The organism is Citrobacter freundii complex sp. CFNIH2, assembly GCF_002880615.1.
In the GTDB taxonomy this organism is placed as follows: domain Bacteria; phylum Pseudomonadota; class Gammaproteobacteria; order Enterobacterales; family Enterobacteriaceae; genus Citrobacter_A; species Citrobacter_A amalonaticus_F.
Genome location: NZ_CP025757.1, coordinates 982,062 through 997,423, shown reverse-complemented (window position 1 = coordinate 997,423; position 15,362 = coordinate 982,062). Strand labels below are relative to the sequence as shown.

Annotated in this window: 19 protein-coding genes and 1 tRNA gene; 9 read left to right on the top strand and 11 right to left on the bottom strand. The window is 51.7% G+C overall.

Features of this window, described 5'->3' with window-relative positions; genetic code table 11:
- The first annotated feature begins 129 nt into the window (after positions 1–129).
- From nhaB to WM46_RS05150, 3 genes are all read left to right on the top strand, one after another.
- Positions 130–1,674: a Na(+)/H(+) antiporter NhaB gene (nhaB, locus tag WM46_RS05160; RefSeq protein ID WP_102601630.1), complete on the top strand. Its 1,545-nt coding sequence runs from the start codon at positions 130–132 to the stop codon at positions 1,672–1,674.
- Between the two features lie 141 nt (positions 1,675–1,815).
- A complete protein-coding gene (gene dsbB, locus WM46_RS05155) occupies positions 1,816–2,346 on the top strand; it encodes a disulfide bond formation protein DsbB (protein WP_061077760.1) in 531 nt (176 codons plus the stop codon).
- A 112-nt stretch (positions 2,347–2,458) separates the two neighbouring features.
- Entirely contained in the window at positions 2,459–2,800 is a 342-nt protein-coding gene (locus WM46_RS05150; RefSeq protein WP_102601629.1) for a DUF1971 domain-containing protein, read from the top strand.
- Between the two features lie 23 nt (positions 2,801–2,823).
- Here WM46_RS05150 and WM46_RS05145 read toward each other — a convergent pair whose 3' ends face one another.
- From WM46_RS05145 to WM46_RS05135, 3 genes are all read right to left on the bottom strand, one after another.
- Positions 2,824–3,270, bottom strand: a complete 447-nt coding sequence (locus WM46_RS05145) for a YcgN family cysteine cluster protein (RefSeq protein WP_222859963.1) — start codon at positions 3,268–3,270, stop codon at positions 2,824–2,826.
- A 92-nt stretch (positions 3,271–3,362) separates the two neighbouring features.
- A complete protein-coding gene (locus WM46_RS05140; RefSeq protein ID WP_102601627.1) occupies positions 3,363–4,022 on the bottom strand; it encodes a fumarylacetoacetate hydrolase family protein in 660 nt (219 codons plus the stop codon).
- A gap of 68 nt (positions 4,023–4,090) precedes the next feature.
- Positions 4,091–4,384 carry a YcgL domain-containing protein gene (locus WM46_RS05135; protein ID WP_043000439.1) on the bottom strand — a complete coding sequence of 98 codons (294 nt, stop codon included), beginning with the start codon at positions 4,382–4,384 and terminating at the stop codon, positions 4,091–4,093.
- Positions 4,385–4,510: 126 nt separating this feature from the next.
- Here WM46_RS05135 and minC point away from each other — a divergent pair, with 126 nt between their 5' ends.
- Genes minC through minE form a run of 3 tightly spaced genes read left to right on the top strand, consistent with a single transcriptional unit; the run spans position 4,511 to position 6,324 of the window.
- Positions 4,511–5,218, top strand: a complete 708-nt coding sequence (gene minC / locus WM46_RS05130; protein ID WP_102601626.1) for a septum site-determining protein MinC — start codon at positions 4,511–4,513, stop codon at positions 5,216–5,218.
- Between the two features lie 23 nt (positions 5,219–5,241).
- Positions 5,242–6,054 carry a septum site-determining protein MinD gene (gene minD / locus WM46_RS05125; protein WP_043000437.1) on the top strand — a complete coding sequence of 271 codons (813 nt, stop codon included), beginning with the start codon at positions 5,242–5,244 and terminating at the stop codon, positions 6,052–6,054.
- 3 nt (positions 6,055–6,057) lie between these two features.
- A complete protein-coding gene (gene minE, locus WM46_RS05120) occupies positions 6,058–6,324 on the top strand; it encodes a cell division topological specificity factor MinE (protein WP_043000436.1) in 267 nt (88 codons plus the stop codon).
- Positions 6,325–6,428: 104 nt separating this feature from the next.
- Here the strand turns inward: minE and WM46_RS05115 are convergent, their stop codons facing one another.
- On the bottom strand, positions 6,429–7,229 hold the full coding sequence (locus WM46_RS05115; RefSeq protein WP_102601625.1) for an aminoglycoside adenylyltransferase family protein: 801 nt from the start codon (positions 7,227–7,229) through the stop codon (positions 6,429–6,431).
- Positions 7,230–7,315: 86 nt separating this feature from the next.
- The gene (gene zinT / locus WM46_RS05110) at positions 7,316–7,966 is read right to left on the bottom strand and encodes a metal-binding protein ZinT (protein ID WP_102601624.1); all 651 of its coding nucleotides are present in this window, start codon (positions 7,964–7,966) and stop codon (positions 7,316–7,318) included.
- Positions 7,967–8,131: 165 nt separating this feature from the next.
- On the opposite strand from zinT, the gene uspF reads away from it, so the two are divergent.
- Positions 8,132–8,560, top strand: coding sequence for a universal stress protein UspF (gene uspF / locus WM46_RS05105; protein WP_061077765.1), 429 nt, complete (start codon positions 8,132–8,134; stop codon positions 8,558–8,560).
- 29 nt (positions 8,561–8,589) lie between these two features.
- On the opposite strand, the gene WM46_RS05100 is transcribed toward uspF, so the two are convergent.
- The gene (locus tag WM46_RS05100; protein ID WP_102601623.1) at positions 8,590–9,450 is read right to left on the bottom strand and encodes a LysR family transcriptional regulator; all 861 of its coding nucleotides are present in this window, start codon (positions 9,448–9,450) and stop codon (positions 8,590–8,592) included.
- 192 nt (positions 9,451–9,642) lie between these two features.
- On the opposite strand from WM46_RS05100, the gene blaSED reads away from it, so the two are divergent.
- Complete coding sequence (gene blaSED / locus WM46_RS05095) at positions 9,643–10,527, top strand: SED family class A beta-lactamase (protein ID WP_102601622.1); 885 nt, start codon at positions 9,643–9,645, stop codon at positions 10,525–10,527.
- Positions 10,528–10,586: 59 nt separating this feature from the next.
- On the opposite strand, the gene WM46_RS05090 is transcribed toward blaSED, so the two are convergent.
- The 4 genes from WM46_RS05090 to WM46_RS05075 form a co-directional block, all read right to left on the bottom strand.
- Positions 10,587–10,661, bottom strand: a tRNA-OTHER gene (locus WM46_RS05090).
- A 175-nt stretch (positions 10,662–10,836) separates the two neighbouring features.
- Entirely contained in the window at positions 10,837–11,466 is a 630-nt protein-coding gene (locus WM46_RS05085) for a transcriptional regulator (protein WP_061077768.1), read from the bottom strand.
- Positions 11,467–11,518: 52 nt separating this feature from the next.
- The gene (locus tag WM46_RS05080; RefSeq protein ID WP_102601621.1) at positions 11,519–12,499 is read right to left on the bottom strand and encodes a threo-3-hydroxy-L-aspartate ammonia-lyase; all 981 of its coding nucleotides are present in this window, start codon (positions 12,497–12,499) and stop codon (positions 11,519–11,521) included.
- A gap of 32 nt (positions 12,500–12,531) precedes the next feature.
- A complete protein-coding gene (locus WM46_RS05075; RefSeq protein WP_102601620.1) occupies positions 12,532–12,921 on the bottom strand; it encodes a RidA family protein in 390 nt (129 codons plus the stop codon).
- Between the two features lie 228 nt (positions 12,922–13,149).
- On the opposite strand from WM46_RS05075, the gene WM46_RS05070 reads away from it, so the two are divergent.
- On the top strand, positions 13,150–13,986 hold the full coding sequence (locus WM46_RS05070; RefSeq protein ID WP_102601619.1) for an MBL fold metallo-hydrolase: 837 nt from the start codon (positions 13,150–13,152) through the stop codon (positions 13,984–13,986).
- Between the two features lie 64 nt (positions 13,987–14,050).
- Here the strand turns inward: WM46_RS05070 and WM46_RS05065 are convergent, their stop codons facing one another.
- On the bottom strand, positions 14,051–15,316 hold the full coding sequence (locus WM46_RS05065; RefSeq protein WP_102601618.1) for a Y-family DNA polymerase: 1,266 nt from the start codon (positions 15,314–15,316) through the stop codon (positions 14,051–14,053).
- Positions 15,317–15,362 lie beyond the last annotated feature (46 nt).

Genomic DNA, 15,362 nt, shown 5'->3' with positions numbered 1-15,362 from the left:
TCAAGGCTTCATTTTCTTGATAACGCTGGCTGTCAGGGGTTAAAGGCTTGCCTGCATTCAGACTGACCGTTACTCTTTGTCGCTAACCATAAAAACATCATTTCAATAAATAAGGTAAGGGAAACCATAATGGAACTCTCATGGGGCCGCGCGCTCTGGCGCAACTTTTTAGGCCAGTCGCCAGACTGGTACAAGCTTGCACTACTGACCTTCCTGATAGTTAATCCACTGATTTTCATCATCAACCCGTTTGTTGCGGGCTGGTTGCTGGTGGCGGAATTCATCTTCACGCTGGCGATGGCGCTGAAGTGTTATCCACTGCTGCCGGGCGGTTTGTTGGCCATTGAAGCGGTTATGATTGGGATGACCAGCGCCGCGCATGTTCGCGAAGAAGTGGCAAACAATCTGGAAGTTTTACTGCTGCTGATGTTCATGGTCGCGGGCATCTATTTTATGAAGCAGCTGCTGCTGTTTATTTTTACCCGCCTGCTGCTGAGCATTCGCTCCAAAACGCTGCTGTCACTCGCATTTTGTATCGCGGCGGCCTTCCTTTCCGCCTTCCTTGACGCACTGACCGTAGTCGCGGTCGTGATCAGCGTCGCCGTCGGGTTCTATGGTATCTATCACCGCGTGGCCTCTTCCCGTAGTGATGATCATGACATTCTTGATGACAGCCATATCGATCAGCACTACAAAGCGGTACTCGAACAGTTCCGTGGCTTCCTGCGCAGCCTGATGATGCATGCCGGGGTGGGAACCGCGTTGGGCGGCGTGATGACGATGGTGGGCGAACCGCAGAACCTGATTATCGCCAAAGCCGCTGGCTGGCATTTTGGCGACTTCTTCCTGCGAATGTCGCCAGTTACCGTTCCGGTACTGATTTGCGGCCTGCTCACCTGCGTATTGGTTGAGAAACTGCGCTGGTTTGGCTATGGCGAAACGCTGCCGGAAAAAGTACGTGACGTATTACAACAGTTTGACGATCAAAGCCGCCAGCAGCGTAATCGTCAGGACCGATTAAAGCTGATCGTTCAGGCCATTATCGGCGTCTGGCTGGTTATCGCCCTGGCGCTGCATCTCGCGGAAGTGGGACTGATCGGCCTGTCCGTCATTATCTTCGCCACCTCGCTGACCGGCGTGACCGATGAGCATGCTATTGGCAAGGCGTTCACCGAGTCCCTGCCTTTCACCGCGCTGCTGACGGTCTTTTTCTCGATTGTGGCGGTGATCATCGACCAGCACCTCTTCTCGCCGATTATCCAGTATGTGTTGCAGGCCTCGGAACACGCGCAACTGACGCTGTTCTATCTCTTCAACGGCCTGCTCTCGTCGATCTCCGATAATGTCTTCGTTGGTACGATCTACATTAACGAAGCCAAAGCGGCCATGGAAAGCGGCGCTATCTCTCTGCAACAGTACGAACTGCTCGCGGTGGCGATCAACACCGGGACGAACCTGCCGTCCGTGGCGACGCCAAACGGTCAGGCGGCATTCCTGTTCCTGCTCACCTCTGCGCTGGCGCCGCTGATTCGCCTCTCCTATGGTCGGATGGTCTGGATGGCGCTGCCGTATACCCTCGTGCTGACGCTGGTCGGTCTGCTGTGCGTCGAGTTTACCCTGACCCCAATGACCGAGTGGATGACGCAAACCGGCTGGTTAGCTACACTTTCATAACAACTTACCGGGCATTTCACTGCCCGGTTTGCCTTTTTGCATGATATTTATCCGATTACACAATATTTAAGTTTATCCTGGTGGCGCGGTAATCGAATTGGTTTACACTGCCGTGTCTACGCATGTTGCAGGGAAATTATTATGTTGCGATATTTAAACCAGTGCTCACGGGGTCGGGGCGCCTGGTTATTGATGGCTTTTACTGCCCTGGCGCTTGAACTGGTCGCGCTGTGGTTTCAGCATGTTATGCTGCTTAAGCCGTGTGTGCTGTGCATCTATGAGCGCTGCGCACTGTTTGGCATCATGGGTGCAGGACTGGTCGGCGCGATTGCGCCTAAAACACCATTGCGCTATGTGGCGCTGATTATCTGGATCTACAGTGCCTGGCGCGGCGTGCAGTTGGCCTGGGAACACACCATGATCCAGTTACACCCTTCTCCGTTCATGACCTGTGACTTCGTGGCTCGCTTTCCCGACTGGTTGCCGCTGGGTAAATGGTTACCACAGGTGTTTGTCGCCTCCGGGGATTGCGCTGAGCGCCAATGGGAATTTTTATCGCTGGAAATGCCGCAATGGTTACTGGGCATTTTTGCGGCCTATCTGGTCATCGCGGTTGTGGTCCTGCTTGTCCAGCCGCTTAAACCGAAAAGACGCGATCTGTTCGGTCGTTAATCTCAGACGCTCCCTGCCGGGAGCGTTTTTTTTTGCCTTAACGTTATTGCTGACGCAGCTCTATAAGGTGTATATTTAATACATCTTATAGAGCCAGGCAAGGAGATGTCCTATGTCCCACCTACGTATCCCGGCAAACTGGAAAATCAAACGCTCCACCCCGTTCTTCACCAAAGATAATGTTCCCGCAGCACTGCTTTCCCACCACAACACCGCCGCAGGCGTTTTCGGTCAGCTTTGTGTGATGGAAGGTACGGTAACCTATTACGGATTCGCTAACGAAGAGGCCAAAGAGCCTGAAGTCAAAGTCGTGATTAACGCCGGTCAGTTCGCCACCAGCCCGCCGCAGTACTGGCATCGTGTTGAACTCAGCGAGGACGCCCAGTTCAACATCAACTTTTGGGTTGCTGACGAACATCAGGGCGATGAAATGTATCAGGCGAAAAAAGCGTAACGCCTGAAATCAGACCGGGCGGCTTAGTCCGCCCATGACGGTTTGTTTAAGATATGGTCCTGCCAGTCATGCACTTCTGACTCTCTTACCGCAATGTGACGTACCGAAATTCGCTCGCCGTGCATTGCCGCTTTCGACCCCGTCAGCAGCGGGTGCCATTCCGGCAATCCTTTCCCTTCCGCCAGCAGACGATAGGCACAGGTCATCGGCAGCCATTCAAAGGTGGGCAGATTATCACGCGTTAGCTTGATACAGTCAGGCTCGTACTCGAACCGACGTTCGTAATTGCGACACTGGCAGGTTTTGATGTTGAGCTGGCGGCAGGCGACGTTGGTGAAATAGATCTCGTCGGTATCCTCATCCATCAGCTTATGTAGGCAGCACTGACCGCAGCCGTCACATAACGATTCCCATTCGGCATCGGTCATTTCATCCAGGGTTTTACGTTGCCAGAAAAGTAAATCGCTCATCAGGGTATCCGCCATTGCTATAAAGCTGCACCTTATAACCAGTCTGGCACGTTGATGCAAGTTTTGCCGCCTAAAAAGGCGGCAAGCAGGCGTTACAGGACGCGGGTCGTCAGGGAGTGACCGTTAAAATTGACCACCAGCTCGTCGCCGCTGGCGAGCGGCCCGACGCCTTCCGGGGTGCCGGTCAGCACGACGTCACCCGCTTTGAGAGTAAAGAATTTGCTCATATAGGCGATTAAGGGGACGATTTTGTGGATCATATCCGCCGTCGCCCCCTGCTGGCGAACCTCGCCATTGACCGTCAGACCCAGCGGCGTCGCCTGCGGATCGCCATTAAATTCCGCAACCGGAATGAACCCGGACAGCGGGCATGAATTATCGAACCCTTTTGCCTTCTCCCAGGGCTGCCCGGCCTTCTTCATTTTGCCCTGAATATCACGTAACGTCAGATCGAGCGCTACGCCATATCCGGCAATCGCCTTACGCACATGCTCTTCGGTCGCCTGACGCAGCGTTGCGCCGATTAATACCGCCAGTTCGACTTCATGGTGCACCGAGCCCATATCCGTTGGAATGACCAGCGGCTGGCGCAAATCGCACAGGGCGGTTTCCGGCTTGATAAACAGCACCGGCTCATCCGGCGTGACACTGCCCATTTCCTTGATGTGATTCGCGTAGTTGCTCCCCACGCACACCACTTTGCTTACCGGGTAGTCAAGCAGCGCACCCTGCCAGTTATGATGTTGATACATTCATTTTCCCCTAATTTGTCATCGTTGACTTCAGGAATGGCACCGACAGGCATGACGCCGGGTACCGTTTATTTATCGGTTTCTGGATTGTTTTGTGAGGCGTTGAAACGATGTTGCTTCAATAAATCTTCGGGCGGCGGAGGCAGTTGTAAATAATATCCCTGCTCCGTTAAGGCTTGTTTTACTTTATCCAGCGAGGCATTGACTAACTTTTTGCTACCGTCTAACGGCAATATCATTGCCAGCTGTGGTTGACCAAATCCTTTCATCAGTTCTTCAGGCACACGTGAGAAATCGTCTTTTTTTTCGACATACAAATAGGTCTGGTCACGCTTAGCACTTCTGTAGATCACACAAAACATACATTTTACTCTGAATTAAACGGATGGCGACTTGCCTCAATATAATAGTGACTATAACATGCCTTCTGGACTTCGGAATATCACTCCACATCGGGGATGATAAATAGCAAATTGAGTAAGGCCAGGATGTCAAACACGCCCATCGAACTTAAAGGCAGTAGCTTCACCTTATCAGTGGTTCATTTACATGAAGCAGAACCCGAGGTTATTCGTCAGGCGTTAGAAGACAAAATCGCTCAGGCTCCGGCTTTTTTAAAACATGCTCCTGTGGTAGTGAATGTCAGTAGCCTTGACGCGCCGGTAAACTGGCCGCAGTTGCAGAAGGTTGTGGCGTCGACGGGATTGCGTATTGTTGGCGTCAGCGGTTGTAAAGATGCCCGGCTCAAAGCCGAAATCGACCAAATGGGCCTTCCTTTACTCACTGAAGGTAAAGAGAAAGTGGCGCGTTCCGCCCCGGCAGAACCCGTTGCTCCCGCCGCTGTAGTGCAAAACGCTACTCCCGTCACAAAAACGCGATTTATTGATATACCCGTTCGTTCCGGTCAACGCATTTATGCACCACAATGTGATCTGATTGTTACAAGTCACGTCAGTGCTGGCGCTGAGCTGATCGCCGATGGCAATATTCATGTCTATGGCATGATGAGAGGTCGCGCGCTGGCAGGGGCAAGTGGCGACCGGGATGCGCAAATTTTCTGTACCCATCTGACGGCAGAACTGGTGTCTATCGCAGGTGTTTACTGGCTGAGTGATAAAATCCCAGCAGAATTTTATGGCAAAGCGGCACGTCTGCAGTTGGCAGATAACGCTTTGACAGTTCAACCGTTGAATTGATCCCTTTTTAACAAGGAATTTCTATGGCACGCATTATTGTAGTTACTTCGGGTAAAGGGGGCGTTGGCAAAACCACCTCCAGCGCGGCCATCGCTACTGGTTTGGCCCAGAAGGGAAAGAAAACTGTCGTTATTGATTTTGATATCGGCCTGCGTAACCTCGATCTGATCATGGGGTGTGAGCGTCGGGTTGTTTATGATTTCGTCAACGTCATTCAGGGCGATGCTTCGCTCAATCAGGCGCTCATCAAGGACAAGCGCACTGAGAATCTCTTTATTCTTCCGGCCTCTCAGACGCGCGATAAAGACGCATTAACGCGTGAAGGCGTTGCAAAAGTTCTCGACGATCTGAAAGCGATGGATTTCGAGTTTATCGTTTGCGACTCCCCGGCGGGGATTGAAACCGGCGCGCTGATGGCGCTCTATTTCGCCGACGAAGCGATTATCACCACCAACCCGGAAGTCTCCTCGGTACGCGACTCTGACCGTATCCTGGGTATTCTGGCGTCTAAATCTCGCCGCGCCGAAAACGGTGAAGATCCGATTAAAGAACATCTGCTGTTGACGCGCTACAACCCGGGTCGTGTTAACCGTGGCGACATGCTCAGTATGGAAGATGTGCTGGAGATCCTGCGCATTAAACTCGTCGGAGTTATCCCGGAAGATCAGTCTGTTCTGCGCGCCTCTAACCAGGGCGAACCGGTCATTCTGGACATCAATGCAGACGCAGGTAAAGCGTATGCCGATACGGTAGACCGTCTGTTGGGAGAAGAACGTCCTTTCCGCTTCATTGACGAAGAGAAGAAAGGTTTCCTCAAACGCCTGTTCGGAGGATAAGTTATGGCATTACTGGATTTTTTTCTCTCGCGGAAAAAGAGTACAGCGAACATCGCGAAAGAGCGATTGCAGATTATCGTTGCCGAGCGTCGTCGTAGTGACGCCGAGCCGCATTATTTACCGCAGTTGCGTAAAGATATTCTTGAGGTCATTTGTAAGTATGTACAAATTGATCCGGAAATGGTCACCGTTCAGCTTGAACAAAAGGACGGCGATATTTCCATTCTCGAACTTAACGTTACATTGCCGGAAGCTGAAGAGTTGAAATAAACGCTCTACTCAGATAATTCCTGGTAAAAAAAGGCAGAGCGATCTGCCTTTTTTATTATTTGCCATTCTTCTGTGGCGGCAATCACGATGCCTGAAATATGGCATCACTTATCCACGAGCGATAACTGCCCGGCTATTTTCGCTTTTGCATAGCAGACAAAGCGGGAGACGGCGGGCATAACCTCTGCCCAGTCAACGCTTTCCTGTCCCAGATAGTCGAGCCGCGCGGTCGCAAGTAGAGAAGCGTGTTCGTCCGGGAGATAAGGCATTAACCAGTCTGCCGCGCTGTCTTTCGCGGTAAAACCGCCTGTCGCCACGCTGTACCAGATGCGCGCCAGGGTCAGCACGATATTGCGCTCGTCGCCTTGCAAATCACTATTGTCCTGCCAGAGCGTCAGCGTCTGACGGAGCGTCTCCCAAATGTCGTTTTCCGGCACTGGCTCAAAAAGCAAATCCGCACGCTCGCCAGTTAAGGCCATGCTGGCACTACGCGCCTGCGTCAATAAAATCGCCAGATCGCTATCCAGCTGTGCGGGTTCATATTTCCCCGCCTGAATATCCTCGCGCAACCACTCGCCAAACTGCATTTCCCGTCGGGGAGGAAAACGCCAGGGTACCACATCGGTCTGCACCACAACCGTCACCTCCAGCGCTCGCCAGAGCGTCGACGTGCCAGGCCAGGCTGACACCGACAAGAGTTCCTGCATCAGCGCCTCTCGCTGTGCCGTCGTCAGCGGTCCACGCATGGTGACCAGCAAATCAATATCGCTGTGGGGTTTTAACCCACCCTCAACGGCAGATCCGTACAGGTGAATGGCCAACAGATCCTCTCCAAGGATCCGTTCAATGATGGCTTTCGCCTTTTCCAGTTGTTCCCGAAGGGTATCCGGAATCCTCAATGTCATCGCCTCACCGTCATCATGTCATTTCTGCCTGGTGTCACCTTAGCGCGACAGGAAGCCCGCCGACAAGCAGCGGGCTAAGCCTGAATTTAGTGGTGCAGCATTTCGTCCACTACGGCCTGCGCCTTGAGTTGATAAGGATAGTAGGTTGGCCAGTTATCCATCTCTTCCAGTAGCGCCTGCTGTGAGGTATTGCCCATGAAAATATGGAAGTGGCTCGACGCCCGCGGTGCAATAATATGATCGCTGAACTGCACAAACTTCGGCGCTTTACTGTTTGCGTCTTTGCATTCAAACAGATAACGCACCCCTTTTTTACCCGAGGTGTAGGTCAGGATCTTGTACCCGGCATAGTCATACTGACAGGAGGCCACCTGCTTGCCGGTATGAAACTCCATCACGCCATTCTCGATACCAATGGTATCGACTTCCGTCGCATAGCCTTTCCGGTAATAGGCTTTCACCTCTTCCGCCGTTTTCCCCTTACCCTTCGCCGCTTTCTGTTTAAAAACCGGATCCAGCTCACCGCTGACCAGATAAGGATAAACGGATTGCCACATGCCATCCCAGTCGGTAAGCGCCCTGTCTTTAACATTACTATCCGCAAATTCGCCTTCCGCCGCTTTCTGTTCCATCTCCGTCAACGGCACACCATGCGCGTGATCGCCGTGGGCGAAGGCATAACTGCTAAACCACAACATTCCCAGAGAGACAGATAATTTTTTCCAATGAATCGCCAACGTCGTACCCTCAATCAGATGAATAAGATGCAATGTTATATTATAACAATACAATTTATTCAACACCGTTGCGCGTAAATGAAGGAAACTTGATCTGGTCACTTTTTATGCAAAAACCAGATTCGATATACTAAAACCGGAGACAAAAAACAGGAGGTAATGACTATGTATCGTTCTGTTCTGGTGCCCATTGATATCTCAGAAGCCGATCTCACCCGGCAACTTATTCCTCAGGTCAAAATCCACGCCAAAACGGCAAAAGTCCATTTTTTGTCAGTCATTCCCTCAGTCCCCTTTTATGCATCCCTGGGGCTCGCCTACTCTGGCGAACTCCCGGATAAAAATGGACTGCAGACGAAGGCATTACAAAAACTCGACGAGATTGTGAAGCAATTCGATATCCCTGAAGGACGGGTACAGACGCATGTGGTATACGGCCCCCCGAAGGATCAGATCCTGAAGCTGGCGGATACCGTCAGTGCTGACCTGGTGATCATCGCGTCACACCAGCCCGGTATTTCAACGTATCTGTTAGGTTCTACCGCCGCCGCCGTTGTACGTCACGCGCACTGTCCGGTGCTGGTGGTTCGCTGAGCCGCAAACGGGAGCCAGCAGGCTCCCGTTTACTCCATTTTCACGATCCAGTCGCGGAAGATTTCCATCGCGGGCGTCATCGGTTTCGACTTCAGATGGGTGAGCCAGTACCCGCCCATTCGGATCTCAATGTCAAAGGGGCGAACGAGTTGTCCGGCCGCCAGTTCTCTGGCAAACATCATTGCCGGAACCAGTGCCGCACCGCCGGTATGGATAACCGTTTCAACCATCAGACGTGAGGAGTCAAAAACGGCACCATTGATCCGCTCTGCCGTCACGCCTGCCGCAGCAAACCAGTTATCCCACTCATCTACCCGATATGAACGCAGAAGATTCTCTTGCAAGAGATCGGCTGGCCGCCTGAGACGTTGGGCCGTTTCTGGCGTGCACAGGACAGTCAGCGGAGCCTCGCACAGCATGTCGTTATGGGTGGCGGGCCACAGGCCGTTGCCAAAGCGGATGGCAAAATCCAGCCCCTCAGCCGCCAGATTCACGACGTTGTTATTTGTGCGCAGACGTAACTCAACGAACGGATGCGCCTGTCGGAATTGTTCAATGCGCGGCAGTAACCAGCCAACGGCAAAGGTGCCGACCGCCGCGACCGTGAGCACTTCACGATACTCCCCGCCCTCAAACTGACGAAAAATGGTGTCGATTTGGCCAAAGGCGTCAGTCAGGACGGCAAACAGTGCCTGCGCCTCATCCGTCATCTCCAGACCTCTGGGCAGACGTTTAAACAGCACCCTGTTCAGGCGATCTTCCAGGATACGTACCTGCTGACTGACGGCGGCCTGCGTGACACAAAGTTCCAGTGCCGCACGAGTAAAACTCAAATGGCGAGCCGAAGCCTCAAAGGCCCGTAGTGCATTAAGCGGAAGATTAGAGCGCATAATAAAGACTCATAAGATTTTCTTTATCCCAGGGTAAATTCTTCTCGCTTGTTAAGCAAGCGCGGAGAGCGGATAGTTCTGGCATCGCAGACACATCATGCGCCTTTAATTCTCTTTCTTCTTTTGTCTGTTTGAACGGAAAAAATAAAGCGCGTGCATTGATCAATTTACTGATTATCAAGGATGTTATTTATGTTTAAAAAACGAGGTCATCAGACGGTACTTATTGCCGCCGTGCTCGCTTTATTTACTGCCAGTTCACCGCTTTTGGCTCGCACGCACGGAGATCCCGCACAGGTCCAACAAAAGCTGGCAGCATTAGAAAAACAATCAGGTGGCCGACTGGGCGTTGCGCTGATTAATACCGCCGATCGTTCGCAAATCCTTTATCGCGGTGATGAGCGCTTTGCGATGTGCAGCACCAGTAAGGCGATGGTCGCTGCTGCGGTATTAAAACAGAGTGAAACTCAACACGATATTTTGCAGCAGAAAATGGTCATCAAAAAAGCCGATCTGACGAACTGGAATCCGGTAACGGAAAAATATGTCGATAAAGAGATGACATTAGCGGAGCTAAGCGCTGCCGCTCTGCAATACAGCGATAATACGGCAATGAATAAATTACTTGAGCATCTGGGCGGTACCCGTAGCGTCACGGCCTTTGCCCGCTCAATTGGCGACACCACGTTTCGTCTGGACCGGAAAGAACCCGAACTGAACACCGCCATCCCTGGCGATGAGCGCGACACCACGTCGCCGCTGGCGATGGCGAAAAGCCTGCACAAACTGACGCTGGGCGATGCGCTGGCTGGCGCACAGCGTGCACAGCTTGTCGAATGGTTGAAAGGCAATACGACCGGCGGCCAGAGCATTCGTGCCGGACTCCCGGAAAGCTGGGTGGTTGGCGATAAAACCGGAGGCGGTGATTATGGCACAACCAATGATATCGCGGTGATCTGGCCCGAAGATCGTGCGCCGCTGATCCTCGTCACCTACTTTACACAGCCACAGCAGGATGCCAAAGGGCGTAAAGATATTCTGGCCGCCGCAGCAAAAATTGTGACGGAAGGACTTTGAGCCCGGCGGGTAAGCGAAGAAAGCAAAAAGGCTCAGACAAACGTCTGAGCCTTCAAATTTGGGCCGCCATCGAGGCCTCGAACCCCGTTCCCTACAACAAAAGTCGTTCGCTCTTCCAGATGAGCTAATGGCGGTCTGCCGGTTGTTATTTCTGATTGAGAATCTACTCATTACCAGAACCGGGCGGCATAATACATAACTCAAATTACCCCTGCAATAGGTGTGGATGACTTTCTGTTATTATTACCGTTCGTTTGCTCATTATTCAGGCAGGGCAATATATAAGAGATGATATATACACCGGCGGATTCACCCGGACTGACGCGCATAGAGGTAGGCTGTCGCCCGTGATACCCCTAAATGCTGCGCCACCGTATCCATGGATTTACGCACATTCAGCAATCCCTCTTTTCGTAACTGTTGGATCAGAACCTTTCTGTCTTCCGTTTTAAGCGCACGTGCCGTGGTGGCGCGTTTCGCGGCGAAATCATCGATTCGCTGGCGAATGACTTCAGTACTCCCGGGGTCAAGATGTTCACGCACCGGTGAACTCTCTGTTTCGGTAAAACGCGCCAGCGCACTCTGCATCCCCCGAAAAAGCGTCATATCGACATTAAGGCATAATGCGGCAACGTAGTTGCCCTCTTCATCCTTAATGCCAATAGACGTACTTTTTACCGGACGGCCATCAGCAAACTGATTGCCGTAGTTCGCAATAATTTCAGGAAAATCCGGAGACGCAATCCTTGCCAGCCCGAGTTCTGTAGCCGGTTGTCCCGCCTCACGCCCGGATAAATTATTATGTATCGACATAATTGCATGCTCAGGATCCTTGAGGTCATGAACAACCACTTCGCAAAAAGGAGAAAACGTTTCGCTTAATCCCTTTGCGATAGTGTCAAGTTGGCTGAGAAGCGAATTCTCGTCGTTTTTTGGCATGCCGGTCTCCCACAGTGATGCCCGTTGTCATTATTGCTATCCGTTTACAGCCTCACGAGACGGATTTCCCGGCCAGAAACTCACCGTAGCGCGCGATATCCACATTGCCGCCGCTGATGATAATGCCGACTTTTTTCCCGCTGAGTTCTGCTTTTCTCGCCCTTGCCGCCGCAAAGCCAAGACAGCCAGTGGGTTCTGCGACGATTTTCATGCGCTCAGCCATAAACCTCATCGAGGCAATGAGTTCATCGTCTGAAACGGTCAGAATATCATTGACGTATTTTTGAATCAGAGGGAACGTATAGTGCCCCAGATGTTGCGTCTGTGCACCATCAGCAATCGTTTTTGGCGTATCGATGTGAACGATTTTACCGCTTCGAAAAGACTGCTGTCCGTCGTTACCGGCTTCAGGCTCTACACCATAAATAATGCAATCCGGGGAGAGTTGCCGGGCTGCCAGTGCTGAACCTGAAAGCAAACCACCGCCTCCCAGACAGACAAAAAGCACATCCAGTGGGCCGACCTCCTCAATCAACTCTTTGGTTGCGGTGCCCTGACCGGCGATAACATGGGGATGATCGTACGGAGGAATGAGCGTCAATCCGTGTTTCTCAGCCAGTTCACGGCCAATCTGTTCACGATCTTCCGTATAGCGATCGTACATGACGACATTGCCACCATACCCTTTGGTCGCCGCCACTTTCGCGGCTGGCGCATCATGAGGCATGATAATTGTCGCCGGAATACCCAGCAATTTTGCTGACAACGCTATCGCCTGGGCATGGTTTCCGGAAGAAAATGTCACCACGCCAGCCGCTCGTTGTTCCGGCGTAAACTGGCGTAACGCATTCATCGCCCCACGAAACTTAAAGGCCCCCATACGCTGGAGGTTTTCACATTTAAAGAAAACGTCAGCGCCAAATTCCGCATTGACAGTCCGGGAGGTCATCACCGGCGTTTTGTTTGCATATCCTTCAATACGCTCGGCGGCAGCGGCAACATCAGCGTATTCCGGACGTGTAGTCTCAGTCATTTTTTTCACCTGTATAGCGTTAAGCGTCGGGCTTATTGCGCCAGCGCGATAGCTTCTACTTCTAAGGCAGAACCATAATGCAGTTCTGCCACCCCAGCAACGACACGAGATGGGCGGAAATCGCCAATCCATTCGGCGTAAATTTCATTAAACGTCGGCCATTGGTTGATATCTGTCACATAGACACGTACGGAAACCAGATGCTGACGGGATACACCGGCCCCTTTCAGACAGGCATCGACATTTTCCAGAACGTGTCGGGTCTGTTCCTCAAAAGACGCCCCCGCCTTTTTCTCACCGTTCCGGGTGATTGGCAGTTGCCCTGAGATAAAAACAAATCCCCCTGCTGTCACGCTCGCCGAATAGTGCCCGGCGGGAGGAAACCCATGGGACGTTGCGTTCAGTGTGATATCCGGGTGCATGTACGCCTCTCCTGTGTTCCACATTTAATACACTATGTATTAATTCATACTTTTTGTATGAATCGTTTATACACCACATTGCACTGTGCGACTACCCCTTGTTTTGACGTCTGCGGTTTCCGCTCCTCGCTTATGTGACAGAGATCGCGGTTATGATTTGCTTCAGAAAATCAAAAGGTTCGATAATGGCGTCAATCGACATATTGAATCCGAATGGGATGCGGAGTGATGAAATTAACCATACTGGTAGATAACAATACTTACATTGACAGGTATTTGACCGGAGAACCTGGCGTTTGCTATTTCATTGAATGCTCAGGCTTAAAACTTCTTTTTGATGTTGGCTATTCTGATATTTTTTTAAAAAATGCACAGATCCTGGGTATCGATCTTACACACATTGATAAAATTGTATTATCACATGGACATAACGATCACACCTGGGGGTTAAACCATTTATTCCAGCATTACGACAGACTTCCATCACCTCCGGCAAAGAAGGTCGATATCATCGCCCATCCCGCCGCCTTTACGCCTAAATTTTATGCGTCAAAACCCATTGGGATGAACCATAATGCTCTTTGTTTTGATTACTTCTTTAATATCGTCAGTTCCACGCAACCCCTGAAATTATCCGAAGACATCACTTTTTTAGGGCAAATTCCCCGCCTTAACCATTTTGAAGCGCAAAATCCGGTAGGCCACACACATAATCATGAAGGTGAGTTAACGGCTGATTACGTGATGGACGATAGTGCAATGGTAATTAAGACAAAGGATGGACTGGTGATTGTCACCGGGTGCTCCCATGCCGGGATTTGTAATATTATCGAGCACGCAAAATCAGTCACGGGAGAGTCGAAAATCGCTTCCGTTATAGGCGGTTTTCATCTCCTTAATGCCGATGAATCATTACTTTCGGAAACCGGGAAATATCTCAGCGCATTATCGGCTAATACGCTTTATCCGAGCCATTGCACCGATCTTGCCGCAAAAATCCATCTGTCTCGTTATGTGGATCTCAAAGAAACGGGCGTGGGACTCACGTTGACTTTCCCCATGTAGCATCAGATTGTGTGAAGGGAGGCCGTGTTTTCTGCCTCCCGATTATTCATACCTGCTGCGACGATCACCTGACCACCAGCAGATCGGAAAAACGCGTGGTGTAGCGTGGAGAAAGCATCTGCCGTCTCAACTGCCATGGTGGCTGAATACCCTGCCCGACAAAGTACAGCGTTCCTCTGCCCTGTCTGGCATTGAGCGTATCCAGAACTTCCATCAACTTCTCGCTGCCGGGGCGCGGTGCGTTATCATCGAACAGATTGAGTTGCGCCACGCCCTGACTGAAAAAATCACCGAGCATGACCCCGGCCTTCTGATAACGATGTCCCTCTTTCCAGATAGCGTCCAGGCATCGCGTGGCGGCACTAATGATATCCCGGCTGTCCTGTGTCGGTGTCAGCAGTTTCACCGACGCGCTATTGCCGTACCAGGTTTCATTCGGCACAAACGGCGACGTTTTCACAAATGTCGAAATGAACCGGCAATACTGGTGCTCACTCCGGAGTTTCTCTGCCGCGCGGGTCGCGTAAGCACAAATCGCCTGGCGCATCTGTTCGTATTCCGTAATGCGTTCGCCAAATGAGCGACTGAAAACGATCTCCTGCTTCGCGGGCGCAAACTCCTCAAGCGCCAGGCAAGGTTCACCGCGCAACTCCCGCACGGTTCTTTCCAGTACGACATTGAAGTGCTTACGTATCACCGCGATGTGCGTATCCGCCAGATCAAGTACCGTTTCTATGCCCATCGCGGTCAGCTTTTTACTGATACGACGACCAACTCCCCACACCTCATCAACCGGCAGGGCCGCCATCAGTTTTCGCTGCCGTTCGAGATTCGACAGATCCACGACGCCACCCGTCTGCTGCGGCCACTTCTTCGCCGCGTGGTTAGCCAGTTTTGCCAGCGTTTTTGTCTGTGCAATCCCCACGCCGAGCGTCAGATGTGTCCGCTTTAAGACCGTGTCGCGGATCTCTTTGCCAAAATCCGTGAGATCCCGACAGTTTCTGACTCCCGTCAGATCGCAAAAGGCCTCGTCGATACTGTAAATTTCAACGCGTGGTGATAGCGCTTCGAGCGTCGACATGACCCGATGGCTCATGTCGCCGTAGAGTTCATAATTCGAACTGAAACACGCCACCCCATGACGCCGGAACGCCTCTTTTTGCTTGAAATAGGGCGCCCCCATGACCACCCACGGTTTCGCTTCGGGACTGCGGGAAATCACACAGCCATCGTTATTCGACAGCACAACAACCGGTTTGCCTTTCAGATCGGGCCGAAACACCGTCTCACAGGACGCATAAAATGAATTTACATCGCATAGCGCAAACATGGCGCACCTCATAAATACTGTATCTATATACAGTATTATTTAAGAT